21 protein-coding genes and 1 tRNA gene are annotated in these 24456 nt (G+C 62.1%); 11 read left to right on the forward strand and 11 right to left on the reverse strand.

What is annotated here, in order from left to right; translation table 11 throughout:
• Positions 1–69: 69 nt before the first annotated feature.
• The 6 genes from trpE to fabI form a co-directional block, all read right to left on the reverse strand.
• Positions 70–1578: an anthranilate synthase component I gene (gene trpE, locus RA29_RS12640; protein WP_039686488.1), complete on the reverse strand. Its 1509-nt coding sequence runs from the start codon at positions 1576–1578 to the stop codon at positions 70–72.
• On the reverse strand, positions 1578–3425 hold the full coding sequence (locus tag RA29_RS12645) for a peptidylprolyl isomerase (RefSeq protein ID WP_039687759.1): 1848 nt from the start codon (positions 3423–3425) through the stop codon (positions 1578–1580). Before RA29_RS12645 ends, trpE begins: the two co-directional genes overlap by 1 nt.
• Before the next feature lie 76 nt (positions 3426–3501).
• Positions 3502–4677 (reverse strand): aminotransferase, encoded by a 1176-nt coding sequence (locus RA29_RS12650; RefSeq protein WP_039686490.1) that lies wholly within the window; start codon positions 4675–4677, stop codon positions 3502–3504.
• 64 nt (positions 4678–4741) lie between these two features.
• Positions 4742–5245, reverse strand: coding sequence for a xanthine phosphoribosyltransferase (gene gpt / locus RA29_RS12655; protein ID WP_039686492.1), 504 nt, complete (start codon positions 5243–5245; stop codon positions 4742–4744).
• A 2-nt stretch (positions 5246–5247) separates the two neighbouring features.
• A complete protein-coding gene (locus RA29_RS12660) occupies positions 5248–5856 on the reverse strand; it encodes a LysE family transporter (RefSeq protein WP_342666413.1) in 609 nt (202 codons plus the stop codon).
• A gap of 3 nt (positions 5857–5859) precedes the next feature.
• Positions 5860–6666 (reverse strand): enoyl-ACP reductase FabI, encoded by an 807-nt coding sequence (gene fabI / locus RA29_RS12665; RefSeq protein WP_039687761.1) that lies wholly within the window; start codon positions 6664–6666, stop codon positions 5860–5862.
• A 150-nt stretch (positions 6667–6816) separates the two neighbouring features.
• On the opposite strand from fabI, the gene pdxH reads away from it, so the two are divergent.
• The 6 genes from pdxH (at position 6817) to RA29_RS12695 (ending at position 11280) form a co-directional block, all read left to right on the forward strand.
• Positions 6817–7422 carry a pyridoxamine 5'-phosphate oxidase gene (gene pdxH, locus RA29_RS12670; protein WP_039686494.1) on the forward strand — a complete coding sequence of 202 codons (606 nt, stop codon included), beginning with the start codon at positions 6817–6819 and terminating at the stop codon, positions 7420–7422.
• Positions 7423–7568: 146 nt separating this feature from the next.
• On the forward strand, positions 7569–8078 hold the full coding sequence (locus tag RA29_RS12675; protein ID WP_152613036.1) for a cold shock domain-containing protein: 510 nt from the start codon (positions 7569–7571) through the stop codon (positions 8076–8078).
• A 40-nt stretch (positions 8079–8118) separates the two neighbouring features.
• A complete protein-coding gene (locus RA29_RS12680) occupies positions 8119–8550 on the forward strand; it encodes a DUF192 domain-containing protein (protein WP_039687762.1) in 432 nt (143 codons plus the stop codon).
• Between the two features lie 55 nt (positions 8551–8605).
• Positions 8606–8682, forward strand: a tRNA-Pro gene (locus tag RA29_RS12685).
• 202 nt (positions 8683–8884) lie between these two features.
• Positions 8885–9913 carry an AraC family transcriptional regulator gene (locus RA29_RS12690; protein ID WP_039687763.1) on the forward strand — a complete coding sequence of 343 codons (1029 nt, stop codon included), beginning with the start codon at positions 8885–8887 and terminating at the stop codon, positions 9911–9913.
• A 161-nt stretch (positions 9914–10074) separates the two neighbouring features.
• Positions 10075–11280, forward strand: a complete 1206-nt coding sequence (locus tag RA29_RS12695) for an acyl-CoA dehydrogenase family protein (protein WP_039686498.1) — start codon at positions 10075–10077, stop codon at positions 11278–11280.
• Positions 11281–11404: 124 nt separating this feature from the next.
• Here RA29_RS12695 and RA29_RS12700 read toward each other — a convergent pair whose 3' ends face one another.
• A complete protein-coding gene (locus tag RA29_RS12700; RefSeq protein WP_152613008.1) occupies positions 11405–11791 on the reverse strand; it encodes a hypothetical protein in 387 nt (128 codons plus the stop codon).
• 582 nt (positions 11792–12373) lie between these two features.
• On the opposite strand from RA29_RS12700, the gene RA29_RS12705 reads away from it, so the two are divergent.
• A complete protein-coding gene (locus RA29_RS12705; RefSeq protein WP_039686502.1) occupies positions 12374–16036 on the forward strand; it encodes a vitamin B12-dependent ribonucleotide reductase in 3663 nt (1220 codons plus the stop codon).
• A 298-nt stretch (positions 16037–16334) separates the two neighbouring features.
• On the opposite strand, the gene RA29_RS12710 is transcribed toward RA29_RS12705, so the two are convergent.
• Positions 16335–16808: a sigma-70 family RNA polymerase sigma factor gene (locus RA29_RS12710; protein ID WP_039686504.1), complete on the reverse strand. Its 474-nt coding sequence runs from the start codon at positions 16806–16808 to the stop codon at positions 16335–16337.
• A 234-nt stretch (positions 16809–17042) separates the two neighbouring features.
• Between RA29_RS12710 and RA29_RS12715 the strand changes: the two genes are divergently transcribed.
• Positions 17043–17303: a hypothetical protein gene (locus RA29_RS12715; protein ID WP_241462607.1), complete on the forward strand. Its 261-nt coding sequence runs from the start codon at positions 17043–17045 to the stop codon at positions 17301–17303.
• A gap of 368 nt (positions 17304–17671) precedes the next feature.
• On the opposite strand, the gene RA29_RS12720 is transcribed toward RA29_RS12715, so the two are convergent.
• On the reverse strand, positions 17672–19213 hold the full coding sequence (locus RA29_RS12720) for a trimethylamine methyltransferase family protein (RefSeq protein ID WP_039686506.1): 1542 nt from the start codon (positions 19211–19213) through the stop codon (positions 17672–17674).
• A gap of 391 nt (positions 19214–19604) precedes the next feature.
• Here RA29_RS12720 and RA29_RS12725 point away from each other — a divergent pair, with 391 nt between their 5' ends.
• The gene (locus RA29_RS12725) at positions 19605–20192 is read left to right on the forward strand and encodes an outer membrane beta-barrel protein (protein WP_039686508.1); all 588 of its coding nucleotides are present in this window, start codon (positions 19605–19607) and stop codon (positions 20190–20192) included.
• Here the strand turns inward: RA29_RS12725 and RA29_RS12730 are convergent.
• Both RA29_RS12730 and RA29_RS12735 read right to left on the reverse strand, forming a co-directional pair.
• On the reverse strand, positions 20189–21367 hold the full coding sequence (locus tag RA29_RS12730) for a pyridoxal phosphate-dependent aminotransferase (protein ID WP_039686509.1): 1179 nt from the start codon (positions 21365–21367) through the stop codon (positions 20189–20191). The genes RA29_RS12725 and RA29_RS12730 overlap by 4 nt on opposite strands.
• A 114-nt stretch (positions 21368–21481) precedes the next feature.
• A complete protein-coding gene (locus tag RA29_RS12735; protein WP_039686511.1) occupies positions 21482–21838 on the reverse strand; it encodes an MmcQ/YjbR family DNA-binding protein in 357 nt (118 codons plus the stop codon).
• Positions 21839–22062: 224 nt separating this feature from the next.
• Between RA29_RS12735 and RA29_RS12740 the strand changes: the two genes are divergently transcribed.
• Complete coding sequence (locus RA29_RS12740) at positions 22063–22722, forward strand: ZinT/AdcA family metal-binding protein (RefSeq protein ID WP_039686513.1); 660 nt, start codon at positions 22063–22065, stop codon at positions 22720–22722.
• 273 nt (positions 22723–22995) lie between these two features.
• Positions 22996–24390: a cysteine--tRNA ligase gene (gene cysS / locus RA29_RS12745; RefSeq protein ID WP_039686515.1), complete on the forward strand. Its 1395-nt coding sequence runs from the start codon at positions 22996–22998 to the stop codon at positions 24388–24390.
• Positions 24391–24456: the final 66 nt, after the last annotated feature.

A 24456-nucleotide genomic window follows, 5' to 3' on the forward strand; every position in this document is an offset into this window, starting at 1 on the left:
TTCCCTGTTTCAAAAAAATCCTCCCCGAAGGGCCGGGTTGCCAAAAGCCGGACCTCAGACAAGAGAGAACTACCGGTTGCCACCACCAAACCGCGCCGCGTCTGCCGCTGCGCGTCGGATCGCACCTGACTTGTGCACGGTTTCCATGAACTCGGCCTCCGGATCGCTGTCATAGACCACACCGCCCCCGGCCTGGATGTACAACTTCTGGTCCTGCACCACCGCCGTGCGCAGCGCGATACACATGTCCATGTCGCCACCGGCGCTGAAATACCCAACACCGCCGCCATAGACGCCGCGCTTTTCCGGCTCCAACTCGTCGATGATCTCCATCGCCCGCACCTTGGGCGCACCTGAAACCGTGCCCGCGGGCATCCCGGCAAAGAACGCATCCAGCGCATCCTTGCCCTCTGCCAACTCGCCCACGACGTTCGACACGATATGCATGACGTGGCTGTAGCGTTCGACGATGAATTCCTCGGTCGGGCGCACGGTGCCGATCCTGGCCACACGGCCCACATCGTTGCGGCCCAGATCCAGCAGCATCAGGTGCTCGGCCAATTCCTTCTTGTCGGCCAGCAGATCGGCCTCCAGCGCGCGGTCGGCTTCGGGCGTATCCCCGCGGGGACGGGTGCCCGCGATGGGGCGGATGGTCACTTCGCTTCCAAAGACGCGCACCAGAATCTCGGGGCTCGCACCCACAACCTGAAAGCCGCCGAAGTTGAAATAGAACATGAAGGGCGACGGGTTCGTCCGGCGCAGACTGCGATAAAGCGCAAAGGGCGGCTCGCGGAACTCCTGCGTCCAACGTTGGGCAGGCACGACCTGAAAGATGTCGCCTGCCTTGATGTACTCGCGGGCCTTCTCAACCGCAGCCTTGTAGCCATCCTTGGTGAAGTTCGACACAGGCTCAGCCACCTCTGACGCATCACCCAGATCGCGGGTTTCGACGGGCATCGCGCGTTCCAGATCGCGTACCGCATCCATCACCCGTTCGGCCGCTTGAGCATAGGCCGCGCGGGCAGACTGACCTTCGCTCACCCAAGCAGGAGACACCACAGTGACCTCCCCCTTCACGCCGTCCAAAACAGCCACGACCGACGGGCGCAGCATCAGCGCATCGGGCAGGCCCAGAGGGTCGGGGTTCACATCCGGCAAACGCTCCACCAGCCGGATCATGTCATAGCCCAGATAGCCAAAGAGCCCGGCAGCGGCTTGCGGCAAGTCGTCCGGCAGTGCGATACGGCTTTCCTCGATCAGCGCGCGCAGCGCATCAAGAGGGTGGCCAGCGACCGGCTCGAACGCATCGGCATCATAGCGCGCCATCCGGTTGATCGACGACGCCTCGCCATCGCAGCGCCAGATCAGGTCGGGCTTCATCCCGATGATGGAATAGCGTCCACGCACCTCGCCGCCGGTGACGGACTCAAGCACAAAGGCGTCCTTCTGCGCGCCCGTCAGCTTCAGCATCAGCGACACGGGCGTGTCGAGATCAGCCGCCAGACGGGTATAGACCACCTGGTTCTCGCCTGCCGCATAGGCGGCGGCAAAGCTGTCATAGTCCGGAACGAGAGCCATCAGGGAAAGTTCACATGCACTGCGTCCAGCGCCTGCTGGTTGATCTGGGTGCCTGCGCGCAGAACGACATCCTCACCGAAGATGTTGAAAATCTCGCCCGCCACGATTTGGCCCATCTCGGCGCTCAGCGCTTCGGTTTCGGCCTGCACTTCGGGGCTGTCTTCGATCGGGTTGATCCCGTCCAGCCGCACGATCAGGACAGCACCATAGCCCGGAATGACACGCACATCGCCCGGCTCCATCTCGAAGACTGAGGTCATGAATTCGGGCGGGGTGCCTTGAACAAAAGCACCGCGATCCAGATCGGTTTCTACAATCGAATCAAGGGACTGGCTGGCGAAGCTTTCGCCTGCTTCAAGCGCAGGCAGCAGGGCTTCGGCTTTTTCGGTCAAGCGGGCTTCGCTCTGCTCAGCTTCCCAGTTGCCCTGCACGTTCAGCTTTGCCTCTTCAAAGGGGGCAGGGCGCGGCGGCAACAGGTCGTCCATGCGCATGGCAAAGATGCCGCCTTCGTCCAGTTGCACGATTTCTGGGAAGTCGTCCTGCGTCAGCTCAGCCGCTGCATCGCGGAAGCCGTCATAGGCGGCCAAGCCTTCGCCGAGCGCCGGGTACCAGTCGATGGTACCAAGCCGCATGTCGGTTTCCGCGTCCAGCTCTTCCAGCGTGGCGCCACCAGCCAGCATGTTGTCGAACTCTTCGGCCAGAACCTCGACCTGACGGCGCGCGGCGGCCATCGACAGCTCCTGCTGCAACTCGGGTTTGGCATCCTCGAAGCTGATTGTCTGCGCGGGCAGCACGGCATTCACACGAAACAGCGCAGGCCCCAGAGACGAGGGCAGCGGACCCACCACATCACCCACATCGGCGGCAAAGACGGCCTCGCCCGCCGCATCCAGTTGCAGCCGCGTGACATCGCCCATGTCGATGTCGCCCAGGTCCAGACCGCGCTCGGCCACAAGGGCCTCAAATGTCGTGCCATCGACCTCAAGCTGCGCTGCCGCACGGTCGGCGGCCTCGGCATCCAGATAGACCAACCGCTCGACCAGACGGCGTTCGGGCTGGTTGTACTGGTCCGCACGCGCCTCGTACTCGGCGCGCAGCATTTCCTCATCGACGTCCATCGAGTCGACGATCATGTCTGGCAGCAGCACGGCATAGGTGATGCGCTTGGTCTCGGGCAACTCATAGTCGGCGAGGTTGTCTTCGTAATACGCGCGCAGGACGTCATCCGTCGGATCTGGCAGGTCGGTCTCAAGATCGGCCTGACCAAGACGGACCCATGTGAAGTCCCGTGTCTCGCCCAAGAAAGACACCAATGTGCGGGCATAGGTGTCGGGCATCTGCACACCCGATACGATGGCCCCCTGCAGGATCGAGCGGGACACTTCCTCGCGCAGCGTCGTTTCGAAATCCGCTTCGCTGGTGCCTTGTTGGTCGAGGGCAAAGCGATAAGCATCACGGTCAAAAGATCCGTCAAGACCACGGAAGGCCGGGATGTTCAGGATCTCGTCCCGGATCACCTCGTCGCCGACGCTCAGCCCCATCTGGCCCGCCTCATAGTCCAGCGCGCGGGCACGCACGAGCTGGGCCAGCACGGCCTGATCCAGACCGATGGCCTGCGCGCGCGCAAATGTCAGCGGCTGGCCAGTCTGCTGACCCACCGCCTGCATCTCGCGTTGCAGCGTGTCGGCGTAGGTTTGCACGTCGATATGCTTGTCACCGACCTTGCCCACAGTGCGGATCGTGCCGCCCAAGCCATCGAGGCCAAAGCCTAGGCTCAGGCCCACAAACAGCAGGCCCAAAAGGATCCAGACAGCGATTTTCGAGATGGAAGTCTTGCCCTGAGCCATGTGCGCCTTCTTGCGGGTTTTGTTGCGTTTGGAGATGTCTAACGGCCCCGCCAGATACGGGCAAGGCCGGTTGATGTCAGAGCGTGAGCGCTGACAGCCTTGTGTAAAGCGCAGCAATGCCATCGGCATCAAGATTGGCAAAGGCGATGCGCAGTTGTGCCTGACCTTCAGCGGCGCCGTCAGGCCAGAACATGGTGCCCGGCAGGCACAGGATACCAGCCTCTGTGACAAGGCGCGGCGCAAGGTCGGCCGAGGAGATGTCGAACGGATGCCGCATATAGGCGAAATACGCGCCCAGTCCCATCAACTGCCATCCCTTGTCGGCCAACACCGGGAAGCCGTCGGTGATGGCCTGTCTGCGCGCCAGAATCTCGTCGCGCTCACCGGCGACCCACTGGCCGAGGTTCTCCAACCCCCAAATGGCTGCATACTGGCCGATCTGCCCGGGACAGATCGCAACGGTGTCCAGAAACTTCTCTGCCTCCGCCAGCCGGGCTGGCGACGTCACCAGCGCCCCGACACGGTGGCCGGTCAGCCGGTAGGCCTTGGAAAAGGAGTACAGGTGGATGAATGTTTGATCCCACCCATCCTGTTGAAACAGCGCGTGGGGCGGCCCGCTGCGGCTGTCAAAATCGCGATAGGTCTCGTCGACGATCAACGCGATGCCATGTGACTTCGCCAATTCATAGAACGCCAGAACCAGAGCGTCCGGATATTCGACCCCGGCGGGATTGTTCGGCGTCACAAGCGCGATGGCCCGCGTCCTGTCGGTGATCAACGCCTTGGCCGCTGCCACATCCGGCAGCATCCCATCCCCAACGGGCAGGGGGACCGATGTGACACCCGCCATATCCAGCCACATCTTGTGATTGAAGTACCACGGCGTTGGCAGGATCACCTCGTCCCCTTCGTCGCACAGGGTGGCGATGGCAGCGGCAAAAGCCTGGTTGCAGCCCGAGGTGATGGCAATGTTTTCGGCCGCGGTCGCCGCGCCATAGTGCCGGTTGATCTGATCCGAGAGGCCTGCACGCAGCGCGGGCATCCCAAGAACCGGACCGTAAAGATGCGCGTCATCGCGGGTCAGCGCGGCGTCGGCCATCGCCTGGCGCAACGCATCGGGCGGGGGATCGACCGGTGCCGCCTGACTGACATTGATCAGCGGACGGTCGGGTGGAAAGGTGACACCGTCAATCCAGCGCCGCGCCTCCATCACCGGTGGGGCAAAGGTTGATGCGGTGCGCGTCATGGTCATCGGATCGCTCACTTTGAAAACGCCGGAGCCTCCGGCGGGAGTTTATTTGGCAAGATGAAGGAGCTTAGTCCTTGCCGCGATACGGCTCGACATATTGCAGGGCCATGTCCCAGGGGAAGAAAATCCATGTGTCCTGGCTGACGCCGGTGATGAACGTATCCACCATCGGCTCGCCTTTGGGCTTGGCGTAGACGGTGGCGAAATGCGCCTTGGGATAAAGGTCGCGGACGACTTCGAGCGTGCGGCCCGAATCCACCAGATCGTCGATGATCAGGATGCCGGTGCCGTCACCCATGAGGTCTGCATCTGGCGCCTTTAGCACTTCGACTTCGCCCTGGCTTTGGTGGTGGTAGGATTTCACGCTGATCGTATCGACGGTGCGGATGTCCAGCTCACGGCTGACGATCATCGCGGGCGCCATCCCACCCCGAGTGATAGCCACCACGGCACGCCAGGCTCCGTTGTCCGGTCCCTGACCATCCAGCCGCCAGGCCAACGCGCGGCTGTCGCGGTGGATCTGGTCCCAGCTGATGTGAAAGCCTTTTTCGTGGGGGAGGCGGTCTGCCATGGTTACTTCTCCAGGATCAGGCGCAGGCCAAGTGCGCCCAGCAGGGTGGCCGCGATGCGGTCAAAGATGGGTTTCAGGCTGACATAACCGCGCCGCACATGCGGTGTGCTGAGCGCCAGCGCCAGACAGGTGTAAAAGATTAGCTCAAGCGCCCAGTGGTTCAGCACGATGACAGCGATGTCGGCGGCGGCAAGGCCCTTGGGAAAGACAACGACGATGACCGCAGCCGCAAAGAGCATGGATTTCGGATTGCCGAAGTTCAGAAGCATCCCCGACAACACGGCACGGCCCCGCGCCATAGGCGCTTCGCCCAAGGGGTCACGGGCATGGCGCCACGTCTGAACAGCGATCCAGATCAGGTAGAGCGCGCCGCCGATCTTCAGCGCCGTATAGGTCCAAGGGAAGAGGGAAAACACGGCTTCCAGGCCCAAAAGTGCAGCCAGCGTCCACATCGCGGCAGCCGTGCCAAGACCAATGCCCGTCGCAATACCTGCACCACGTCCACCGGTCACCGTCGCACGGGTGATGAACAGCATCGCAGCCCCCGGCGACACGAGGGCCGCAAGCAATACGGTGTTGAAGGCGATCAGCTCGGCAATGGTCAGCGACATCGCTCAGCCTTTCGAGATGTCGGGCGCGTCCACCGCCTTCATACCCACCACATGGTAGCCCGCATCGACATGCAGGTTCTCACCGGTGGTGCCCGAACCCAGATCACTGAGCAGATACAGCGCCGACTTGCCCACATCGTCGATGGTCACATTGCGGCGCAGGGGCGAATTGTACTCGTTCCACTTCATGATGTAGCGGAAATCGCCAATGCCCGAGGCGGCCAGCGTCTTGATCGGGCCCGCGCTGATCGCGTTCACGCGAATGCCGTCCTTGCCCAGATCCTCGGCCAGATACTTGACCGACGCCTCAAGGGCCGCCTTCGCCACACCCATCACATTGTAATGCGGCATGACCTGCTCGGCGCCGTAATAGGTGAGGGTCAGCGCACTCGCGCCTTCGCTCATCATCTTCTCGGCGCGCTGCATCACGGCGGTAAAGGAATAGACCGAGATATCCATGGTCAGGGCAAAGTTGCTGCGCGTCGTATCGACATAGCGGCCTCGCAACTCGTTCTTGTCTGAAAAGCCGATGGCATGGACAATAAAGTCCAATCCATCCCACCGCTCTTTCAAGCTGTCGAACAAGGCATCGATGGACGCCTCATCGCCCACATCACAGGGCAACACAATGTCACTGCCAAGTTGGGCGGCCAGCGGATCGACCCGCTTTTTCAACGCCTCGCCCTGGTAGGAAAAGGCCAGCTCAGCCCCCGCCTCGCGCAGGGTGCGCGCAATGCCCCATGCGATGGATTTGTCGTTGGCAAGGCCCATGATCAGACCCCGCTTGCCTGCCATCAGACCGCTCGCCATGTCACTGCCCATCCCGTACCCCATTTTCGGTCGTGTCGTCTGCCGGCCAGCTTTAGGACATTGCCCAAGACGCATCAAGAGAGGCCGCCAAGGTTGAACCTCAATCCGCCTGAGGCTAGCTGTTTCACGACGCACGCAAAGGAGACGGGTATGGCGGATCGGGATGGCAAGTTTGCGGGGGACAACCCCTTCGACATCGTACGCGCCTGGATGGCCGAGGCCGAAGGAGCCGAGGTTAACGACCACAACGCCATCGCGCTCAGTACGGTGGACGCCGACGGTCTGCCCAATGCGCGCATGGTCCTGCTGAAAGAGGTCGAGGACAACGCATTCGTCTTCTACACCAACTACACCAGCGCCAAGGCGGCGGAGCTGGACCAGGCCGGCAAGGCGGCCTTTGTGATGCACTGGAAGTCGCTGCGGCGACAGGTGCGGGTGCGGGGCCTGGTGGAAAAGGAAGAAGGGCCACAGGCCGATGCCTACTACGCATCGCGGTCCCTGAAATCGCGTCTGGGGGCTTGGGCGTCGGATCAAAGCGCACCGCTCGACAGCCGGACAAGCCTGATGGCCAAGGTCGCCAAGATCACCGCGCGGGAGGGGACCAACCCGTCGCGTCCGCCGTTCTGGGGCGGCTACCGGATCACCCCGGTCGAGATCGAATTCTGGGCCGACGGTGCCTTCCGCCTGCACGACCGCTTCCGCTGGCGGCGCGAAAATGCGGCCTCTGACTGGGCCGTTACACGCCTTAACCCATGAATTTCACGTAACGTGAAATGTAAGGCTCTGAAAAATATAAAGCATTTCGTGCTTGAATTCAGACGTCGAAATGGCGCAAGTCTTGGGGGCGGCAACAAGCAATTAAAGAAAGACAAGTCGTGTCAGAACACTCATCAGATACGGACATGGTCACCGGGACGGTGAAGTGGTTCGATCCCGTCAAGGGATTTGGCTTTATCGTCGCCACCGCAGGCGGCCCCGACATCTTGCTGCATGTGAACGTGCTGCGGAATTTCGGGCAATCCTCAGTCGCTGATGGCGCAAACGTAGATGTGCGGATCCAGCACACCGAACGGGGTGTGCAGGCGGTCGAGGTTCTGTCGATCACGCCACCCACCCATACGGATTCCTCGTCGTTGAGCGATCTGGCGCATATAGACGCCACCGCCGTGTCGGACGCACCGCTTCAACCCGGTCGGGTCAAGTGGTTCGACAAGGGCAAGGGCTTTGGGTTCGCCAACGTGTTCGGCAGCAGCGAAGACGTGTTTCTGCATGTCGAGGTTCTGCGCCGTTCGGGCCTGTCGGACCTGCAACCGGGCGAAGCGCTGGCGCTGCGCGTGATCAACGGCAAACGCGGCCATATGGCAGCCGAAGTGCTGGCCTGGGAAGCGGCTCTGCCCAGGGAAGACGCCTAAGGTGCGGGCCCTGCGGGCATGTATTGTCCTGCTGGCCCTCATGGTCGGCGCGCAACATGTCGCGGCAGAGTGCAGTGAAAACACTGTCTGGATTCGCGGCGACTTTGGCGAAGCGCGCTTTTCGGTCGAAATCGCCGACACCCAACGCAGCCGCGCCATCGGCCTGATGAACCGCCCCTCCATGCCGACAAGCGAGGGGATGCTGTTCATCTACCCGCGCCCCCAGCCGCTGTCATTCTGGATGCGGAACACTCTTATTTCGCTCGATATGCTGTTTGTGGACCCTACGGGCACGGTCTCGCATATCCACCACAACGCCATTCCGCTGGACGAGACGTCGATTTATGGCGGTGACGGGCTGACACATGTGCTGGAAATCAACGGCGGGCTGTCACGGATGCTTGGCATTGAAGAGGGCGCGCAACTGCGCCACCCCAGCTTTGACCAGAATAACGCAGCGTGGCCCTGCTGATCGTGCGCTTTGGGCTTTTCAATTCGCAACGCGCCGTCTAAGACAGCGCCACGGTCGGAGCGTGGCGCAGCCTGGTAGCGCACCTGTTTTGGGTACAGGGGGTCGGAGGTTCGAATCCTCTCGCTCCGACCATTTCCTCAGCATCGAATGCTACGCGGCTCGGATCTTTGCTTTAGCACTGCAGCGCTTCAATAGATATCGCACATCAAACCCAAGACCCCAAACCTGTGCGTCACAAACAGCGAAGTGCACGAGTGGTCGAAACCCGTCCCGATTTCATCATTTGCCATCCCGCGATCAAGCGTAGATGCTTGCCCACGACATGAAGGCTTCCTTGAACACATCGGAGCACGCGCAATATGCGACGGTTTCGCGGGCGTTCATCGCCGATTGGCTGACGGCACTCCGCCCTATGTGTTCTGCCTCCCATTTCCGGTCTTTGCTGGAACGGTCCAATCTCCATCTGGATCAGGATCGCGCGCAAGGCCGGGTCACGCTGGACCAGATTGTCAGCCTTTATCAACTGGCCGCCGTTGAAACCGGGGACGAGATGATGGGGCTGTGGTCCCGCCCGATCAAACCGCGCGCCTTGCAACACCTGCTCACCACCGTGCGGGAGGCGTCGTCGCTGCACGGGGCGCTCTATCGGTTCTCGACCTTTTGGAACATGCTGCTCGACGACTACCAGTTCGAGTTGGTCGCCACAGACAATGCGGTGCAGCTCATTCTTCACCCAACGGGGCGCCGGACGCCCCAGCGGTTCGGGCACATGCTGATCCTCAAGCTCGCACATGGTCTGATATCCTGGCTCGTGCAGTACGAAGTGCCGGTCAAGGCCGTCGCGTTCGCCTTCGACCAACCCGAGTTTTCCCACGACTATGCCGTCATCTTTCCCGCCCCCGTCACCTTCGCGCGCGCGGCAACCTCCATCGCGTTTGAAAGAGACGCTCTTGGTCCCGTGCACGCGCGCAGTACCGAAGACCTTCACTCGTTTCTGCAAAACGCGCCGAGGGATTGGATCTTTACACGCTCCAGCGAACACACCCAGTCCTTGCGCGTGCGTCGTTACCTCAGCACGTGTCGGTGGGAGGAAGCCACGCTACAGGACGCCGCCCGCGCCATGAATATGACGCCGCGCACGTTGATCCGACGGCTCGAAACCGATGGAACGTCCTTTCAATCCATCAAGGATGCGCTGCGCAGGGATCTCGCGATCGGGTCTCTCCAAAACGGGCAGCGCAGCATCGAAGCGATCGCGCTGGATCTCGGATTTTCGTCGGCCGCAAGTTTTCACAAGGCGTTCCGAAGATGGACCGGTAACCCACCCAGCCTGTATCGACGGCAACACCGCGCCGACGGATAAGTCTGTCACTTTTGGACAGTGCTGTGTCAGGGCATGAGATGGAGTGGGATCAAACCGCCCACTAAATCAGACGAACACGAGCTCACACGATCCCAATACCCATGTCGCTGCTTCGCAAAGTGGCGCAATGGGACATGCCTGCCAATCAAAGGATTTAACACATGACGCAGAAACGAGACGCTGTTCTATCCACGGCCCACGACCATGCAATGCATGTCATACGCCCCAATGTGGATGCGTGGAACGCGGCAAAGGTTTGGCCGCGTGATGCGTCCGACAAGGCCGGGGTTGCTGGCCTGACAGGGCTTTACGCACCTGAGGAATGGGGCGGTCAGGGCCTTTCGCTCGCCGATGGCATTCAGGTCTATGAACAACTTGGGTTAGGCGATGGCGCCTACGCATTTGCGCTGTCGATGCACAACATCTGCACCTATGCCGCCTGCGGCTACGGTACGGAGGCATTCAAGCAGGGCTGGGCGCGCGATCTGACCGCTGGCCGCAAGCTGGCGAACTTCGCGTTGACGGAACCGCAATCCGGCTCCGATCCGATGCAGATGTACACGCGCGCAACGGTGAACGGCGATGGAACATGGACTATCAGCGGCGCCAAGGCGTGGGTGAGCCTTGCGGATGAGGCGGACATCTACTTCACCGTGGTCAAGACAAGCGACGCGCCGGGTCACAAGGATATGGCCATGATCGCAATCCCCGCTGATGCACCGGGGGTTAGCTTCGGTCCGCGCTATGATACCCCATCCTACAATTTCCTACCCATGTCCGAGATGTATCTCGACCAGGTCGTCGTGAGCGAGGACAACATCATCCTCCCCATCGGCCAGGGCTTCCAGGGGTCGCTCATGGCGATTGATATCGCACGTGTGTCCATCGCCTCGGGCTGTTGCGGATTGATGCAGGCGGCACTCGACACCGCACTGTCCTATTCCAAAAACCGCAAGATGTTTGGCGGCAAGAACATCGATTTGGACGGAATTCAATGGATGCTGGGCGAGGTGGCGACGGATCTGGAAGCCTCCAGGCTTCTGTACCGCAAGGCCGCCGAAGCGCTCGGCACGCCCGAAGGCCCATTGATGGCCGCGCATGCCAAGCGCTTTGTCCCTGATGCTGCGGTTAAGGCAGCCAATACCTGTACGCAGGTGCTTGGCGGTATGGGACTTTTGCAGCCCTACGGCCTGGATCGCTTGTCGCGGCTCGCTCAGATGCTGCGGATCGTGGACGGCACGACCGAGATCAGCCGCGTGGTCATCGGGCGCGCCTTGAAAAAGCGTGCCGCCAACCTGCCTGACCTGCCAGTCCCCAAGGGGTTTGGTGAGACGGACGCGAACACCGTGACGGTAGCCGCTGAGTAAACGTTCTTTTCTGCGCGTGTCTTTTCAGAAATCATTGCGGCGGCTCTTCGGCCGCCGCGATAAACACTGTCCGGCTTCTGAATGAAGAGGCGTCTTTGCCCTTCAGGGCACTCGGACGACACGCTCAGCTGTCGGACACACCGCCCGTGGCAATCAACAACTGGTCCATCAACTGGTCCAGCGCCCGCTGCTTGATATAGATGCGCCGCGGGTTGCCCGACTTCTGCACCACTTCCGCGAAATAGGACAGCTCGACCACGTAGTCGCCATTGTTGCGGTCGGTCTCTTTCTGGACAACCAGCGTAGGCGCCTCAAGCGCACCATCATAGCGCAACAGCAAAAACGCAGCCACGTCCGGCGGCGGCAGGATACGGCACTGCACCACTGACCGGGACACGGTGCGCAACGTGTCGCCCGGCGCATTGCAGGATGAACGGAACGCATCATCCAGTGGCGCGGGATTCGCAGCGAATGTCGCGCGGCGGACGGGCAAATCTTGTTCGTCCGTCACCACCGTCTCTACATATTGTGGTGCGCAAGCACTCAATGCGACGGCAAGACAGGCTATGAAAGGTCGCATTTCGGGCCTCATGTCAGGGATAGGCGCACAACATCACATTTTCCACAACGCGGCAAAACCTTTCTCCGGGCGGGGCTGTTAACCTGTGGATAACTTCAGGTGAAACATCCACAGCCCGGCCTAAACCGCACGAATACTGTCTGTTTTCTGCTTGCCGGCATTGGATCATTTTTGCGCCCGACCGCGCGGCGTTAACGAAGTGAATCGGCACTATCCCGGAACCGGCTCTGGTCAAGAAAAAAGATGTCAAAAAACTTTTAAAATGTCGTTGACGTGCCCCCTCCAGATACGTCACTTTGTGCGGGCTAGGCGCTTCACCACAACATGTAGTGGCCAACACTACCGGCGAGGCGCCAGGCACGAGGGACAGACTTAACCGCGCAACATGCTGATCACGGACTCAACACTCGGGCCCGCGCGGAACTGTTTTGCCCCCCGTGTCGGCACCAGAAATCGGGGGCTCGTAACGTCGATCACCCCTTACCGAACACCAGCTGGGAATGAGGCAGCGCGATGAAAATTGAAAGACAGTTCACCAAAGCCGGACAGGACGCCTACGCGGACCTAGATTTCGTGACCACCGCGTCCGAAATCCGCAATCCTGACGGCACCGTGGTGTTCCGTTTGGACGAAGTGGAAGTGCCGGGCACCTGGAGCCAGGTCGCAAGCGACGTCATCGCGCAGAAATACTTCCGCAAGGCGGGCGTGCCCTCCAAGCTGCAAAAGGTCGAAGAAGCGGACGTGCCCGAGTTCCTGTGGCGCTCCGAAGCAGCCAAAGGCGCAGAGATGGGCGGCGAAACGTCGTCCAAGCAGGTCTTTGACCGTCTCGCAGGCGCATGGGCGTACTGGGGCTGGAAGGGCGGCTACTTCTCGACCGAAGAAGACGCACGCGCCTACTACGACGAAATGCGCCACATGCTGGCGACCCAACGCGCGGCCCCCAACAGCCCGCAATGGTTCAACACCGGTCTGCACTGGGCCTACGGCATCGACGGCCCGGCCCAAGGGCACCACTATGTCGACTACAAGACCGGCAAGCTGACCAAATCCAAATCCTCCTACGAACACCCGCAGCCCCACGCCTGCTTCATCCAGTCGGTTGAAGATGACCTGGTGAACGACGGCGGCATCATGGACCTCTGGGTGCGCGAGGCGCGCCTGTTCAAATACGGCTCCGGCACCGGCACCAACTTCTCCAGCTTGCGCGGCGAGGGCGAGAAGCTGTCGGGTGGCGGCAAATCCTCCGGCCTGATGGGCTTCCTGAAAATTGGCGACCGGGCGGCGGGCGCCATCAAGTCGGGCGGCACCACCCGCCGCGCAGCCAAGATGGTGATCGTCGATGCCGACCACCCGGATATCGAAGACTTCATCAACTGGAAGGTCATCGAAGAGCAGAAAGTGGCGTCCATCGTCGCAGGCTCCAAGATGCACGAGGAAAAGCTGAACGGCATCTTCGAAGCCATCGGCACATGGGATGGCGCCGAAGCAGACGCTTACGACCCCAACAAAAACAATGCGTTGAAGGCGGCAGTGAAAGCAGCCAAACAGGTTGCGATCCCCGAAACCTACATCAAGCGTGTGCTGGATTACGCCCGGCAGGGCCACACCAGCATCGAGTTCCCGACCTACGACACCGATTGGGATAGTGAAGCATATAGCTCGGTCTCGGGCCAAAACTCGAACAACTCAATCCGCGTGACCAACGCTTTCCTCACAGCGGTCGAGAAAGACGCCGACTGGGAACTGATCTCTCGCGTTGACGGCACTGTGACCAAGACGGTCAAGGCCCGCGACCTGTGGGAGCAGGTGGGCCACGCCGCATGGGCCTGTGCCGACCCGGGCATCCAGTACCACGACACCGTCAACGACTGGCACACATGCCCCGAAGATGGCGCAATCCGCGGCTCAAACCCGTGCTCGGAATACATGTTCCTCGACGACACGGCCTGTAACCTGGCGTCGATGAACCTGCTGACCTTCCTCAAGGATGGCCAGTTCCAGGTCGAGGATTACATGCACGCGGCCCGTCTTTGGACCGTGACACTGGAAATCTCGGTGATGATGGCGCAATTCCCGTCCAAGGAAATCGCCCAACGCTCCTACGACTTCCGCACACTGGGCCTCGGCTACGCAAACATCGGCGGTCTGCTGATGAACATGGGCCACGGCTATGACAGTGACGAGGGCCGCGCGCTCTGCGGTGCGCTGACCGCGATCATGACCGGCGTGTCCTACGCTACCTCCGCCGAGATGGCAGGCGAGCTTGGGCCATTCCCCGGCTACAAGAAAAATGCCGACCACATGCTGCGGGTCATGCGCAACCACCGCAATGCGGCCTACGGTGCGACCGAAGGTTACGAAAAGCTGGCGGTGAAACCCGTCGCTCTGGACCACGCCAACTGCCCCGATCCGCGCCTGATCGACGTTGCCATGTCCAGCTGGGACGAGGCGCTGAAACTGGGCGAGGCCAACGGCTACCGCAACGCGCAGTCCACCGTGATCGCGCCCACCGGCACCATCGGTCTGGTCATGGACTGCGACACCACAGGGATCGAGCCGGACTTCGCTCTTGTGAAGTTCAAGAAGCTGGCCGGTGGCGGTTACTTCAAGATCATCAACCGCTCGGTGCCCGCAGCCCTCGAAAACCTCGGCTACGGCTCCGCCCAGATCGAGGAAATCGTCAGCTACGCAGTGGGCCACGGCTCCATCGGCAACGCACCGGCGATCAACCACACGACGCTTGCGGGCCACGGTTTTGGCGCCAATGAGCTGGCGAAAGTGGATGCGGCCCTCGAAAGCGCCTTCGACATCCGCTTCGTTTTCAACCAGTGGACGCTGGGCGAAGAGTTCTGCACAGGCGTGCTGGGCATCCCGGCGGCCAAGCTGAACGACCCGACCTTCGACCTGCTGAAGCATCTGGGCTACGCCAAGGCCGACATCGACGCCGCGAACGACCACGTCTGCGGAACGATGACGCTGGAAGGCGCACCGCACCTGAAGGAAGAGCATTACCACATCTTCGACTGCGCCAACCCGTGCGGCAAGAAAGGCAAGCGCTTCCTGAGCGTTGACAGCCACATCACCATGATGGCCGCGGCACAGTCCTTCATCTCGGGCGCGATCTCGAAAACGATCAACATGCCCAACGACGCAACGATCGAGGACTGCCAACGCGCTTACGAGTTGTCGTGGTCGCTGGGGGTAAAGGCCAACGCGCTCTACCGCGACGGCTCCAAGCTCTCGCAGCCTCTGGCCGCCGCACTGGTCGAGGATGACGAGGACGCACAAGAGGTTCTGGAAAGCGGTGCACCCGCCGAGAAAGCCGCCGTGTTGGCCGAGAAGATCGTCGAAAAGATCGTGGTCAAGGAAATCGTCCGCAGCCACCGCGAGAAGATGCCCCAACGGCGCAAAGGCTACACCCAGAAAGCCATCGTGAGCGGCCACAAGGTCTACCTGCGGACGGGCGAGTATGAGGACGGCAACCTCGGCGAGATCTTCATCGACATGCACAAGGAAGGCGCAGGCTTCCGTGCGATGATGAACAACTTCGCCATCGCCGTGTCCGTGGGCCTGCAATACGGTGTGCCGCTCGAAGAGTTCGTGGATGCCTTCACCTTCACCAAGTTCGAACCGGCGGGCATGGTACAGGGCAATGACAGCATCAAGAACGCAACGTCGATCCTCGACTACGTGTTCCGCGAACTCGCTGTCAGCTACCTGGACCGCACCGATCTGGCGCATGTCAAACCCGAAGGGGCCACATTCGACGATCTGGGCCGGGGCGAGGAAGAGGGCGTGTCCAACGTCTCCGAACTGTCCGAGACAGCGGCGTCGAAGTCCCTGGAAGTGCTGAAGCAGATCAGCTCGACCGGCTACCTGCGCAAGCGCCTGCCCCAAGACCTCGTGGTGCTGCAGGGCGGCATGGCCGAGACGACGTCCATGGACGCCGAAGTGGCCCTGCAAACCCTCGTGCCCGAAGTGGCAGCGGGTGGCGGCGCAGCGGCTGTGTCGACGACCACGGTATCAGCCGCTGCAGTGACCATGGACGCACGCACCAAGGCCAAGATGCAGGGCTACGAGGGCGAAGCCTGCGGCGAATGCGGCAACTACACGCTGGTGCGCAACGGCACCTGCATGAAGTGCAACACCTGCGGCGCGACAAGCGGCTGTAGCTAAGACAAACGCTCCCCGGGGAAGGGGGGCGAGGGGGCCGGGTTGGACGAACGGATCCGGCTCCCGACGATACAAGAGATAGGGTGGGGCGGTACTTGAAGTCCTTCCCACCTTCACACGGGGCGGGTGCGCTCGCCCCTGACGACGTGCAGGCCGCAGGCAGAAAAGTACCGGGCGGTTAACATATTGAGCCTGTACGGCGAAACTTTCAGGGGGGCCTTTCGGTCCCCCTTTTTTCATCGGCGTGGCCCGGCGGGATGGTCTCTTTGCTGCGCAAATTCGCCCACCCGCCGACCCGGCCTCATGTCTCCTCGGCCAGCTCCAGCCGCAATTTCGCCCGTGCGCGTGCCAGGCGTGACATGACCGTGCCCAGCGGCAGGCCCGTCGCGTGGGACAGAGCGCGGGGCGAGGTTTCACCCGACACCACCAGATCCATCAACTGCCGCTGCGGTTGGGGCAACCGTTCAATCGCGGCCAGCGTGTCCGCGCAATCCAGCCGCACCAGCGCGTCGGGCTGGGTCAGCGCGTGGTCCTCCTCCAACTCGTCTGTCGCCTCGATCCGCCACGTCCGGCGTGCGCGATTCGACAGGGTGCGCATGGCATAGGCGGGCAGATCGTCGATCTCGCCGCCGCTCCGCAAGCGCTGGCACAGGCTCAGGAGTGTGTCCTGCACCAGATCCTCCGCTTCGGCCCGCGTGCGAGACAGCCGACGGGCCCGCCGCGTCAGCAAGGGGATCAGTGGCACAAGGCGGAGGGCGGTCGGGCGCTGTGTCATGTGACATAGGCTGGGGACTATTGGATCGCTTGAACAGCCCGGGGGTTTTTGCCGACGCGGCCCCGTCGCCCTTTTTGGGCAGCCCGCCGCCCATCGTCGCCACGCAGATCGGCAGGCGGTTGCGCGATCCCTGCCGCTGCATCGGTAGGGGGATGAAAAGCGGCAGAATGTGTTCAATCTCTATGAAACCGCACGACAGCGCGGCACAGAACCAAACTCAAATGGAGTTCACCCATGAAGAAGCCCATGAACAAGATGGCGTTCCTGACCTTCCTCGCAGCACTCAGCGTCCCTGCGCTCGCCGCAGCCGAGATCCCCGCAGATATCGACACCGACGGAGACGGCGTGCTGACCATCGACGAGGTCCAAGCGAGCTTTCCCGAGGTCACATCAGATGGTTTCTCTGCAATGGATTTGAACGCGGACGGTGTCCTGGATGAAGACGAGGTCACAGCCGCGCAGGAAGCGGGCCTGATGCCGCCCACCGAGAGTTAACCCGAACACCCGGCTTTGGCTGCGTGTTGTAACGTCCGCGCAGTCTAAAGGTGGGAGTGTGGGGTCCGGTCTCCCCCCAGGGACCGGGCCCCGTTTTGTTTGTCCTGTGCCTCCAAATATGTGGACCACGGCTTTTTGGCCAACCGGCCCTTCGGGGAGGATTTTTTTGAAACAGGGAATTCGAACCGGTCCGCGCAGCGGCAAACACTCCGGGGGAGTGTTTGAGGTTCGAATGGGCGGAGCCCCGGAGCTATATGCGTAACGGAACACCGTCGAAGGGACTTCCACTTTTGCGCGCCGCGTTGCGGCACGCTTGTTGAGGTCCGAATGGGCGGAGCCCCAGACCGCTCCGCCCTAAAGACCTAGCCTTACGCCTCCGGCAAATGGATCGCGAATTTTTCCCGGATCGCAGCATCAAGCAAAGGGTCAAAAGCCGCTTGGGGGCGGGTGGCGAGGATCTCGTCCTTGCGGGCCTTTGCCTTGGCAATCAGGTCCGGCTTGCCCAACTCCACCCATTCCTTGGGCGAGGTGCGGTCGCCGAATGTCGGATAGACACAGTCCGACTGCATCCGCGACAACGTCTGATCCGTGCCCAGATAATGGCCCGGCCCCTCCAGGCAGACCTGCGCGATCTGGTCGAGGGCCAGAGTGTCCTCCGTAACCTCAATCCCGCGCGTGCAGCGCAGCGCCTGACCGATGATGTCATCGCCCAGAATCAGGCTTTCATGGCAGAACCCGAGCAGTGAGGCGTGCATGCCCGCGGCCTCATAGACCATGTTCAGCCCCGACAGGCCTGCCATGACGTTGGAACACATCTGTTCCCAGCCTGCCTGCATGTCGGGCAACTTGCTGTCCGTGGCCCCGGCTGCCGCCCCGCCGGGCAGGTCGTAGAACCGGTGCATCTGCGCGCAGCCCGCTGTGAGCAGCGCCTGTTCACCTGACCCGATGGACATGGCCCCTGTGCGCAGATCAAGGCCAAAGGGCCACGTGCCGAAGATCGCAGGTGCCCCCGGCTTGACCGCGTTGACATAGACAAGGCCCGCAAGGCATTCCGCCACGGCCTGCACGATGGCGCCCGCGATGGTCGACGGGGCCGTGGCCCCCGACATGCCCGCTGACAAGAGCAGGACGGGCAGGCCCGCTTCGATACACGCCTCCATCACCTGACAGGATTCGGGTGCGAATTTCATCGGCGGCACGACAAAGCAGTTCGTGTTCGACATGAAAGGCCGCGCGCGCCAGGCGTCCTCGCCACCCGCGATCATGTGCAGCATCTCGACCGCCGGAGCGACGCACTGCGCCTCGGAAAAGCTCATGCCGATATGTTTCGTCGTGCCCGACACGCAGGCGTAGACCGCGTTGTACTCGCTCTCGACCATGTCGGGGATGTCGCGGCACACCATGGGCCGCTGGCAGAAGTGGATGTTGTCCAGCGCGTCGCAAATGCGTGCGGCATCGTGCAGGTCCTGCACGGTGCTGTCGCGGTAATTCTGCCCGTCCACATCGACCATGTGCACGGCAGCTCCGGCGGTGCCGTAATGCACGCGGCTGCCGCTCAGCTCGAGGTCGTGCTTGCCGTCACGGCTGGGCAGGGTGATGGCGCGGTTGGCCTTGGCCAGCGTGTCCTCGACCAGCGCACGCGGAAAGCGGATGCGCCCGTCATCGCCCTGAATTGCGCCTGCTCCGGTCAGATAGGCGACACCAGACGGCGGGGCATCGGCCAGCCCGATGGTTTCAAGTGCATCGAGGGCGGCGTTGTGGATGCGCGCGACCTCCGCGTCGGTCAGCGGATTGTACCGCCCGCCTTGCAGGCCGGGGCGCACGGGGCGCAGGTGGTCGGGCAGGGCGGTGGCGCGGGCCGCACGGCGGGCAGCGCGCCCGCCCGAGCGGGAAGGGGTTTGGTCATTCATGTGATGGTGTCCGCAGATCTGAGGTGACGTTGAAATGGCGTTCGCTATGACGCCACAGGTCGCCCGCGCGCCGCGCGACCGCGTTCGGCGCCGATGGTGCGTGTCACCAACCTGATCTTGCTAAAGGCACCCTGCACGCGCCGCGTCGCCTCCCATCCGCGTTTGTTTCAGTCTGTCGTGTGTTCACAGGATGCTGTGCAAAATGCCGCCTGTCTTGTCTGTTTGCGACCTGCGCACGCGGCTTGTTGCTGTCGTCCTTGCGCCATTTGAGCGATCTGCTGCGCAGACACGGGAGTGTGATGCACCGGGACTGGAACCATATCCCGTTCTCGCCACTTGTACGCCGAGAGGTGCGCGATGCGTGCCTTACGAACACAAAAGGAGCAGACTTATGAAGACGCGCATTCTTGCGATTGGCTTGGCAGCGGCGCTGGCAGGCCCCGCTTTGGCAGGCAGCCTTGAGCCGCCCGCGCCAGAGCCCGCGGCACCGGCCCCGCTGCCGCCCGCACCTGTGCAGAGTTTCGGCGGTGACTGGACAGGCGGCTATGCCGGTCTGCAGTTGGGCTATGGCGACGTGGACGGCAGTGGTGCAGCGGATGGGGATGATTTCCTCTACGGTGCCCATGTCGGGTATCGCTACGACTTCGGCACCTTCGTGCTGGGTGGTGAACTGGACTATGACTTCGCCGACATCGACCTGAACGGTGCGGCAAGCGTGGACAGCGTGGCCCGCCTGAAGCTGCAGGGCGGCTATGACTTCGGCCGGACACTGGCCTACTTTACCGCCGGTCTGGCCGAGGTGGACACGTCCCTGGGCAGCGAGTCGGGTGAATTCTACGGTATCGGCGTCGCCTACCAGATCAACGACCGCTACACCGTGGGTGCCGAGCTTTTGGATCACAACTTCGACGACATCAACGGAACCGGGGTCGACGCGGATGCGACAACCCTGACCGTGCGTGGTTCGATCAACTTCTAAGCGGCACGCGCGCGGGTTTCGGCAAAGGCCGTAAGCGTGCGCAACGCAGCTTCGAAACCTGCGTCGTCGATGGTCATCGCGACGCGGATATGCCCGGCGGCAGCGCCCCCAAAGCTTTCGCCGGGCATCACTGCAATGTGGTGCTGATCGAGCAGCGCATTGGCAAACTCATCACCACTCAACCCCGTCGCCCGGATGTCCAGCATCAGGTACATGGCCCCCTGCGCGGGGATCAGGCCGATGGTGTTCTGTGCGCCCAGCACCCGCTGCGCAATGGCCCGGCGGCGCAGGAAGGGGGCCGCGATCCCGGCCTCAAAATCAGGGCCCTGGCCCAGAGCAAAGACCGATGCATCCTGGATAAAGCCCGGCACGCCATAGGTCGTGTGCGTGGCAAAGGTGATCAGATGCGCAATCACCTCCTCCGGCCCGATGATCCAGCCACAGCGGGACCCGGTCATGGCGTGGCTCTTCGACATGGACCCGACCACCAGCGTCCGCTCCGCCATGCCCGGCAGGGCGCGGGGCGAGATATGCGCCCCCTCCCACACCTGCGTGTCATAGACCTCGTCCGAAATCAGCCACAGGTCGTGCGCCGTGCAAACCTCCGCGATGCCGTCGAGCGTGGCGCGGGAATAGACCGTGCCGGTGGGGTTGTTGGGCGAGTTGATCAGCAGACTGCGCGCGCCCGGCGCATGGGCGGCAATATCCGCGGCACGGGGCTGAAACGCATCCTCCGAACGGGTCCGAATGGCGCGCGGTATGGCCGACACACCACGGATCGTGCCGGGATAGGTGGCATAGTAAGGATCAATGTAAAGCGCGGTGTCACCGGGATCACAGGCTGCGGCATGGGCGGCAAAAAGGGCGGCCTGCCCGCCGGGGGTGATCAGCACATTGTCGCGGGTCGTGGGCACGCCCGTGCGCTCGGTCGTGCGTGCGGCCACCACGTCGCGCAGGGCATCGGTGCCCGGCACCATGGCATAGCCCGTGTGCCCGCCCATCGCACTGCGGTGCATGTCCTGCAGGATGGGGGCGGCGGTGCGAATGTCATGCTCGCCAATGGTCAGCTCGGTCACGGCCGTGCCCTCTGCAATCATCCGGCGGGCCTTGAGGAACACATCCCACCCGTCAGATCCGCCGCCGGTCAGGGTCTGCATCCGTTGGGACAGGGTCATGCGCGCGCTCCTTGGCAGGTGGTGGCGCCAAGGGGACAGAGGGGGCGGGGGATGTCAACACGATGGACCGGGGCGCTGCCCCGGACCCCGTCGTATTTCCAGTCAGAAGAAGACCTAGATGCCGTCCTGCCAGGCAGCGAGCTCTGCCTGCGCCTTCTTGGACAGGCTCTTGCGGATCAGGCCATATGAGGTGTGGATGCGGTCCGCCAGGGCCTCCATACCCGGGTGATCGAACGGGATGCGGACCCAGGAGCGGTGGAAATACTTCGCCTTGATCGCGGCACCAATCTCGATCAGGAACTGCGCGCTCTCGGGATCGGCGGTCTTCACCGAAATCCCGTCCAGAGCGTGGCCGTAACAGGCAAACATCTTGTCGCCCACCTTCCACGCCTCCAGCCCGCCATCGGCATTGGAATGATACCAGGCCCCGGGCAGGGCGGCGCACATGCGGTTCGCGTCATCGAGAGTCATGGCCGCAACTCTAGCGATCTCACGCCGTGAAACCATAGTTTTCAGCTGGTCGCATCCACCAAAACCCCGCTTTACCAGCCACACGTGCACCCCTGTCATGAGCGGTTCAGCGCAGGTTTGAGGATGGCATGACAACACGTCTTGCCAACGCCACCGGATCCCCATACGTGCAATGTTACGGTATAACGTATCATATTCAGACTGACAGAATCAGGAAGCGTCACATGCAACATACACTCTCCAAAACAGCAGGAATGATCGCGGTCAGCGCGCTGTTTGCGCTTTCGTCCCAGGCCATGGCCCAGACAACGACGGACACCGACCACTCACACGATCACAGTCACGATGAACAAGCCGAAGAGCTGTATCTGATCGACGAAGCAGACGTGCGCGCGCGCGAGCTGTCCGATTGGGCGGGGGACTGGCAGTCCGTTTACCCGTATCTGATGGATGGCACCCTGGATGCAGTGATGGAGCACAAGGCAGACCACGGCGACCAGACCGCCGAGGAATACCGCGCCTATTACGAGATCGGCTACAAAACCGATGTCGAGCGGATCGTGATCGACGGCGCGGACGTGACCTTCTTCCGCAACGGTGAGCCGACCCAGGGGCAGTACGAGGCTGACGGCTACGAAATCCTGACCTACGCGTCCGGCCACCAGGGCATCCGCTTCATCTTTGAAAAAGCGGGCGGCGATGACGCGGCCCCGCAGTTCATCCAGTTCAGCGACCATGAAATGGTGCCGACCCAGGTGGATCACTACCACCTCTACTGGGGCGAGGATCGCGCCGCGCTGTTGGAGGAAGTGACCAACTGGCCAACTTACTACGCCTCCGGCCTCAGCGGTGACGAGTTGGTGGCCAAGATGGTCGCCCACTAGAACGGCCCATACATAGCAGCGCACCCGCCTGTTTCGGCGGGTGCGTTCGCGCCTCCGCGCCACGGCCCGTCGTGGACGATACGCCCTGACGAAAAGGGTTGACCGCCCGCAGCCCCCCGCGCTACCCACACGTCATGACCGGAACGATCTGCATTCTCTGCTGCATCATCTGCTGATTTCTTCAGCGGGCCGGTTCTTTGTTTCCATGACATCTCAGAATTGCTAGGCCCGCGCCCAACCCGCGCCCGCGCCCTGCATATCTGAGGCTTCGACATGACCATCCAGCTCTACAACACCGCGACCCGCCGGAAAGAGGGGCTCGCGCCCCTCGATCCCAGCAATGTCCGGATGTATGTCTGCGGCCCCACGGTCTATGACCGCGCCCATCTGGGCAACGCGCGCCCCGTGCTGGTCTTCGACACGCTCTTTCGCCTGTTGCGCCATGTTTATGGCGAAAATGCAGTGACTTACGTGCGGAACTTCACGGATGTGGATGACAAGATCAACGCGACAGCGCTGGCACGGAAAGAGGCAGGCGCGCCCGGCACGCTTGAGGAATTGGTGGCCCAGCGGTCGGATGAAACCATCGACTGGTATCACGCCGACATGGACAGTCTGGGCGCCCTGCGCCCCACCCATGCGCCGCGTGCGACGGCCTTCATCACCCAGATGGTGAACATGATCTCGGGCCTGATCGACCGCGACTTTGCCTATGCGCGCGACGGCCACGTGCTGTTCCGGGTGCGCAACTATGACGACTACGGCAAGCTGTCGGGCCGCTCGGTGGACGACATGATCGCCGGTGCGCGGGTCGAGGTCGCGCCCTACAAGGAGGACCCGATGGACTTCGTCCTCTGGAAACCCTCCGACGACGATCTGCCCGGTTGGGACAGCCCATGGGGCCGGGGACGCCCCGGCTGGCATATCGAATGCTCCGCCATGGCCTATGAGCTTCTTGGGGCGCAATTCGACATCCATGGCGGCGGCAACGATTTGCAGTTTCCCCACCACGAGAACGAAATCGCGCAGTCAAAATGCTGCGGCCACGACTTCGCCAACATCTGGATGCACAACGAGATGTTGCAGGTCGAGGGCAAGAAGATGTCCAAATCCCTGGGCAACTTCTTCACCGTGCGCGACCTGCTGGATCAGGGCGTGCCGGGCGAGGTGATCCGGTTCGTGATGCTGTCCACGCACTACCGCAAGCCGATGGACTGGACCGAGAAGAAGCGGGCGGAAGCGGAGGCCACCTTGCGCAAGTGGGCCGGGATCGTGGCTGATGATGATGCACGTGCCAACACCAGTGCATCACAGGTGCCGCAAACCATCCTCGACGCGCTCTCCGATGACCTGAACACGCCGCTCGCCATCACCCATTTGCACCGCCTCGCATCCGACCGTGACGGCGCCGGACTCTCCGCGGCATTAAACTTAATGGGCTTTAACCTTGATGCGATGGACGTGTCTGAGCCGGTCGATCTGGGCGACTTGGCAGCACAGCTCGCCGCGCTGCGGGCCGATGCAATGGTGTCCAAGGACTTTGGTCCCGTCGATGCAATGAAGTCCGCGCTGACGGAGGCTGGTGTCGAAGTCCGCATGAGCAAAGAGGGTGTCGAACTGGTGCCCGGCACCGACTTCGATGCGACCAAACTGGAGGCGCTGAAATGACCCCAAACCTTACCAACAGGTTAAACCGCCTCTGTAACCCCTTGAAATCGTGTCGCTCCAAAAGCG

Source organism: Tateyamaria sp. ANG-S1 (assembly GCF_000814025.1).
Taxonomy (GTDB): domain Bacteria; phylum Pseudomonadota; class Alphaproteobacteria; order Rhodobacterales; family Rhodobacteraceae; genus Tateyamaria.

Coding starts and splice junctions, on each gene's coding strand:
- trpE (WP_039686488.1), bottom strand. CDS start 1,578: ATGGCTCTCGTTCCGGACTATGACAGCTTTGCCGCCGCCTATGCGGCA.
- RA29_RS12645 (WP_039687759.1), bottom strand. CDS start 3,425: ATGGCTCAGGGCAAGACTTCCATCTCGAAAATCGCTGTCTGGATCCTT.
- RA29_RS12650 (WP_039686490.1), bottom strand. CDS start 4,677: ATGACCATGACGCGCACCGCATCAACCTTTGCCCCACCGGTGATGGAG.
- gpt (WP_039686492.1), bottom strand. CDS start 5,245: ATGGCAGACCGCCTCCCCCACGAAAAAGGCTTTCACATCAGCTGGGAC.
- RA29_RS12660 (WP_342666413.1), bottom strand. CDS start 5,856: ATGTCGCTGACCATTGCCGAGCTGATCGCCTTCAACACCGTATTGCTT.
- fabI (WP_039687761.1), bottom strand. CDS start 6,666: ATGGCGAGCGGTCTGATGGCAGGCAAGCGGGGTCTGATCATGGGCCTT.
- pdxH (WP_039686494.1), top strand. CDS start 6,817: ATGGCGGATCGGGATGGCAAGTTTGCGGGGGACAACCCCTTCGACATC.
- RA29_RS12675 (WP_152613036.1), top strand. CDS start 7,569: ATGGTCACCGGGACGGTGAAGTGGTTCGATCCCGTCAAGGGATTTGGC.
- RA29_RS12680 (WP_039687762.1), top strand. CDS start 8,119: ATGGTCGGCGCGCAACATGTCGCGGCAGAGTGCAGTGAAAACACTGTC.
- RA29_RS12695 (WP_039686498.1), top strand. CDS start 10,075: ATGACGCAGAAACGAGACGCTGTTCTATCCACGGCCCACGACCATGCA.
- RA29_RS12705 (WP_039686502.1), top strand. CDS start 12,374: ATGAAAATTGAAAGACAGTTCACCAAAGCCGGACAGGACGCCTACGCG.
- RA29_RS12710 (WP_039686504.1), bottom strand. CDS start 16,808: ATGACACAGCGCCCGACCGCCCTCCGCCTTGTGCCACTGATCCCCTTG.
- RA29_RS12715 (WP_241462607.1), top strand. CDS start 17,043: ATGAAGAAGCCCATGAACAAGATGGCGTTCCTGACCTTCCTCGCAGCA.
- RA29_RS12720 (WP_039686506.1), bottom strand. CDS start 19,213: ATGAATGACCAAACCCCTTCCCGCTCGGGCGGGCGCGCTGCCCGCCGT.
- RA29_RS12725 (WP_039686508.1), top strand. CDS start 19,605: ATGAAGACGCGCATTCTTGCGATTGGCTTGGCAGCGGCGCTGGCAGGC.
- RA29_RS12730 (WP_039686509.1), bottom strand. CDS start 21,367: ATGACCCTGTCCCAACGGATGCAGACCCTGACCGGCGGCGGATCTGAC.
- RA29_RS12735 (WP_039686511.1), bottom strand. CDS start 21,838: ATGACTCTCGATGACGCGAACCGCATGTGCGCCGCCCTGCCCGGGGCC.
- RA29_RS12740 (WP_039686513.1), top strand. CDS start 22,063: ATGCAACATACACTCTCCAAAACAGCAGGAATGATCGCGGTCAGCGCG.
- cysS (WP_039686515.1), top strand. CDS start 22,996: ATGACCATCCAGCTCTACAACACCGCGACCCGCCGGAAAGAGGGGCTC.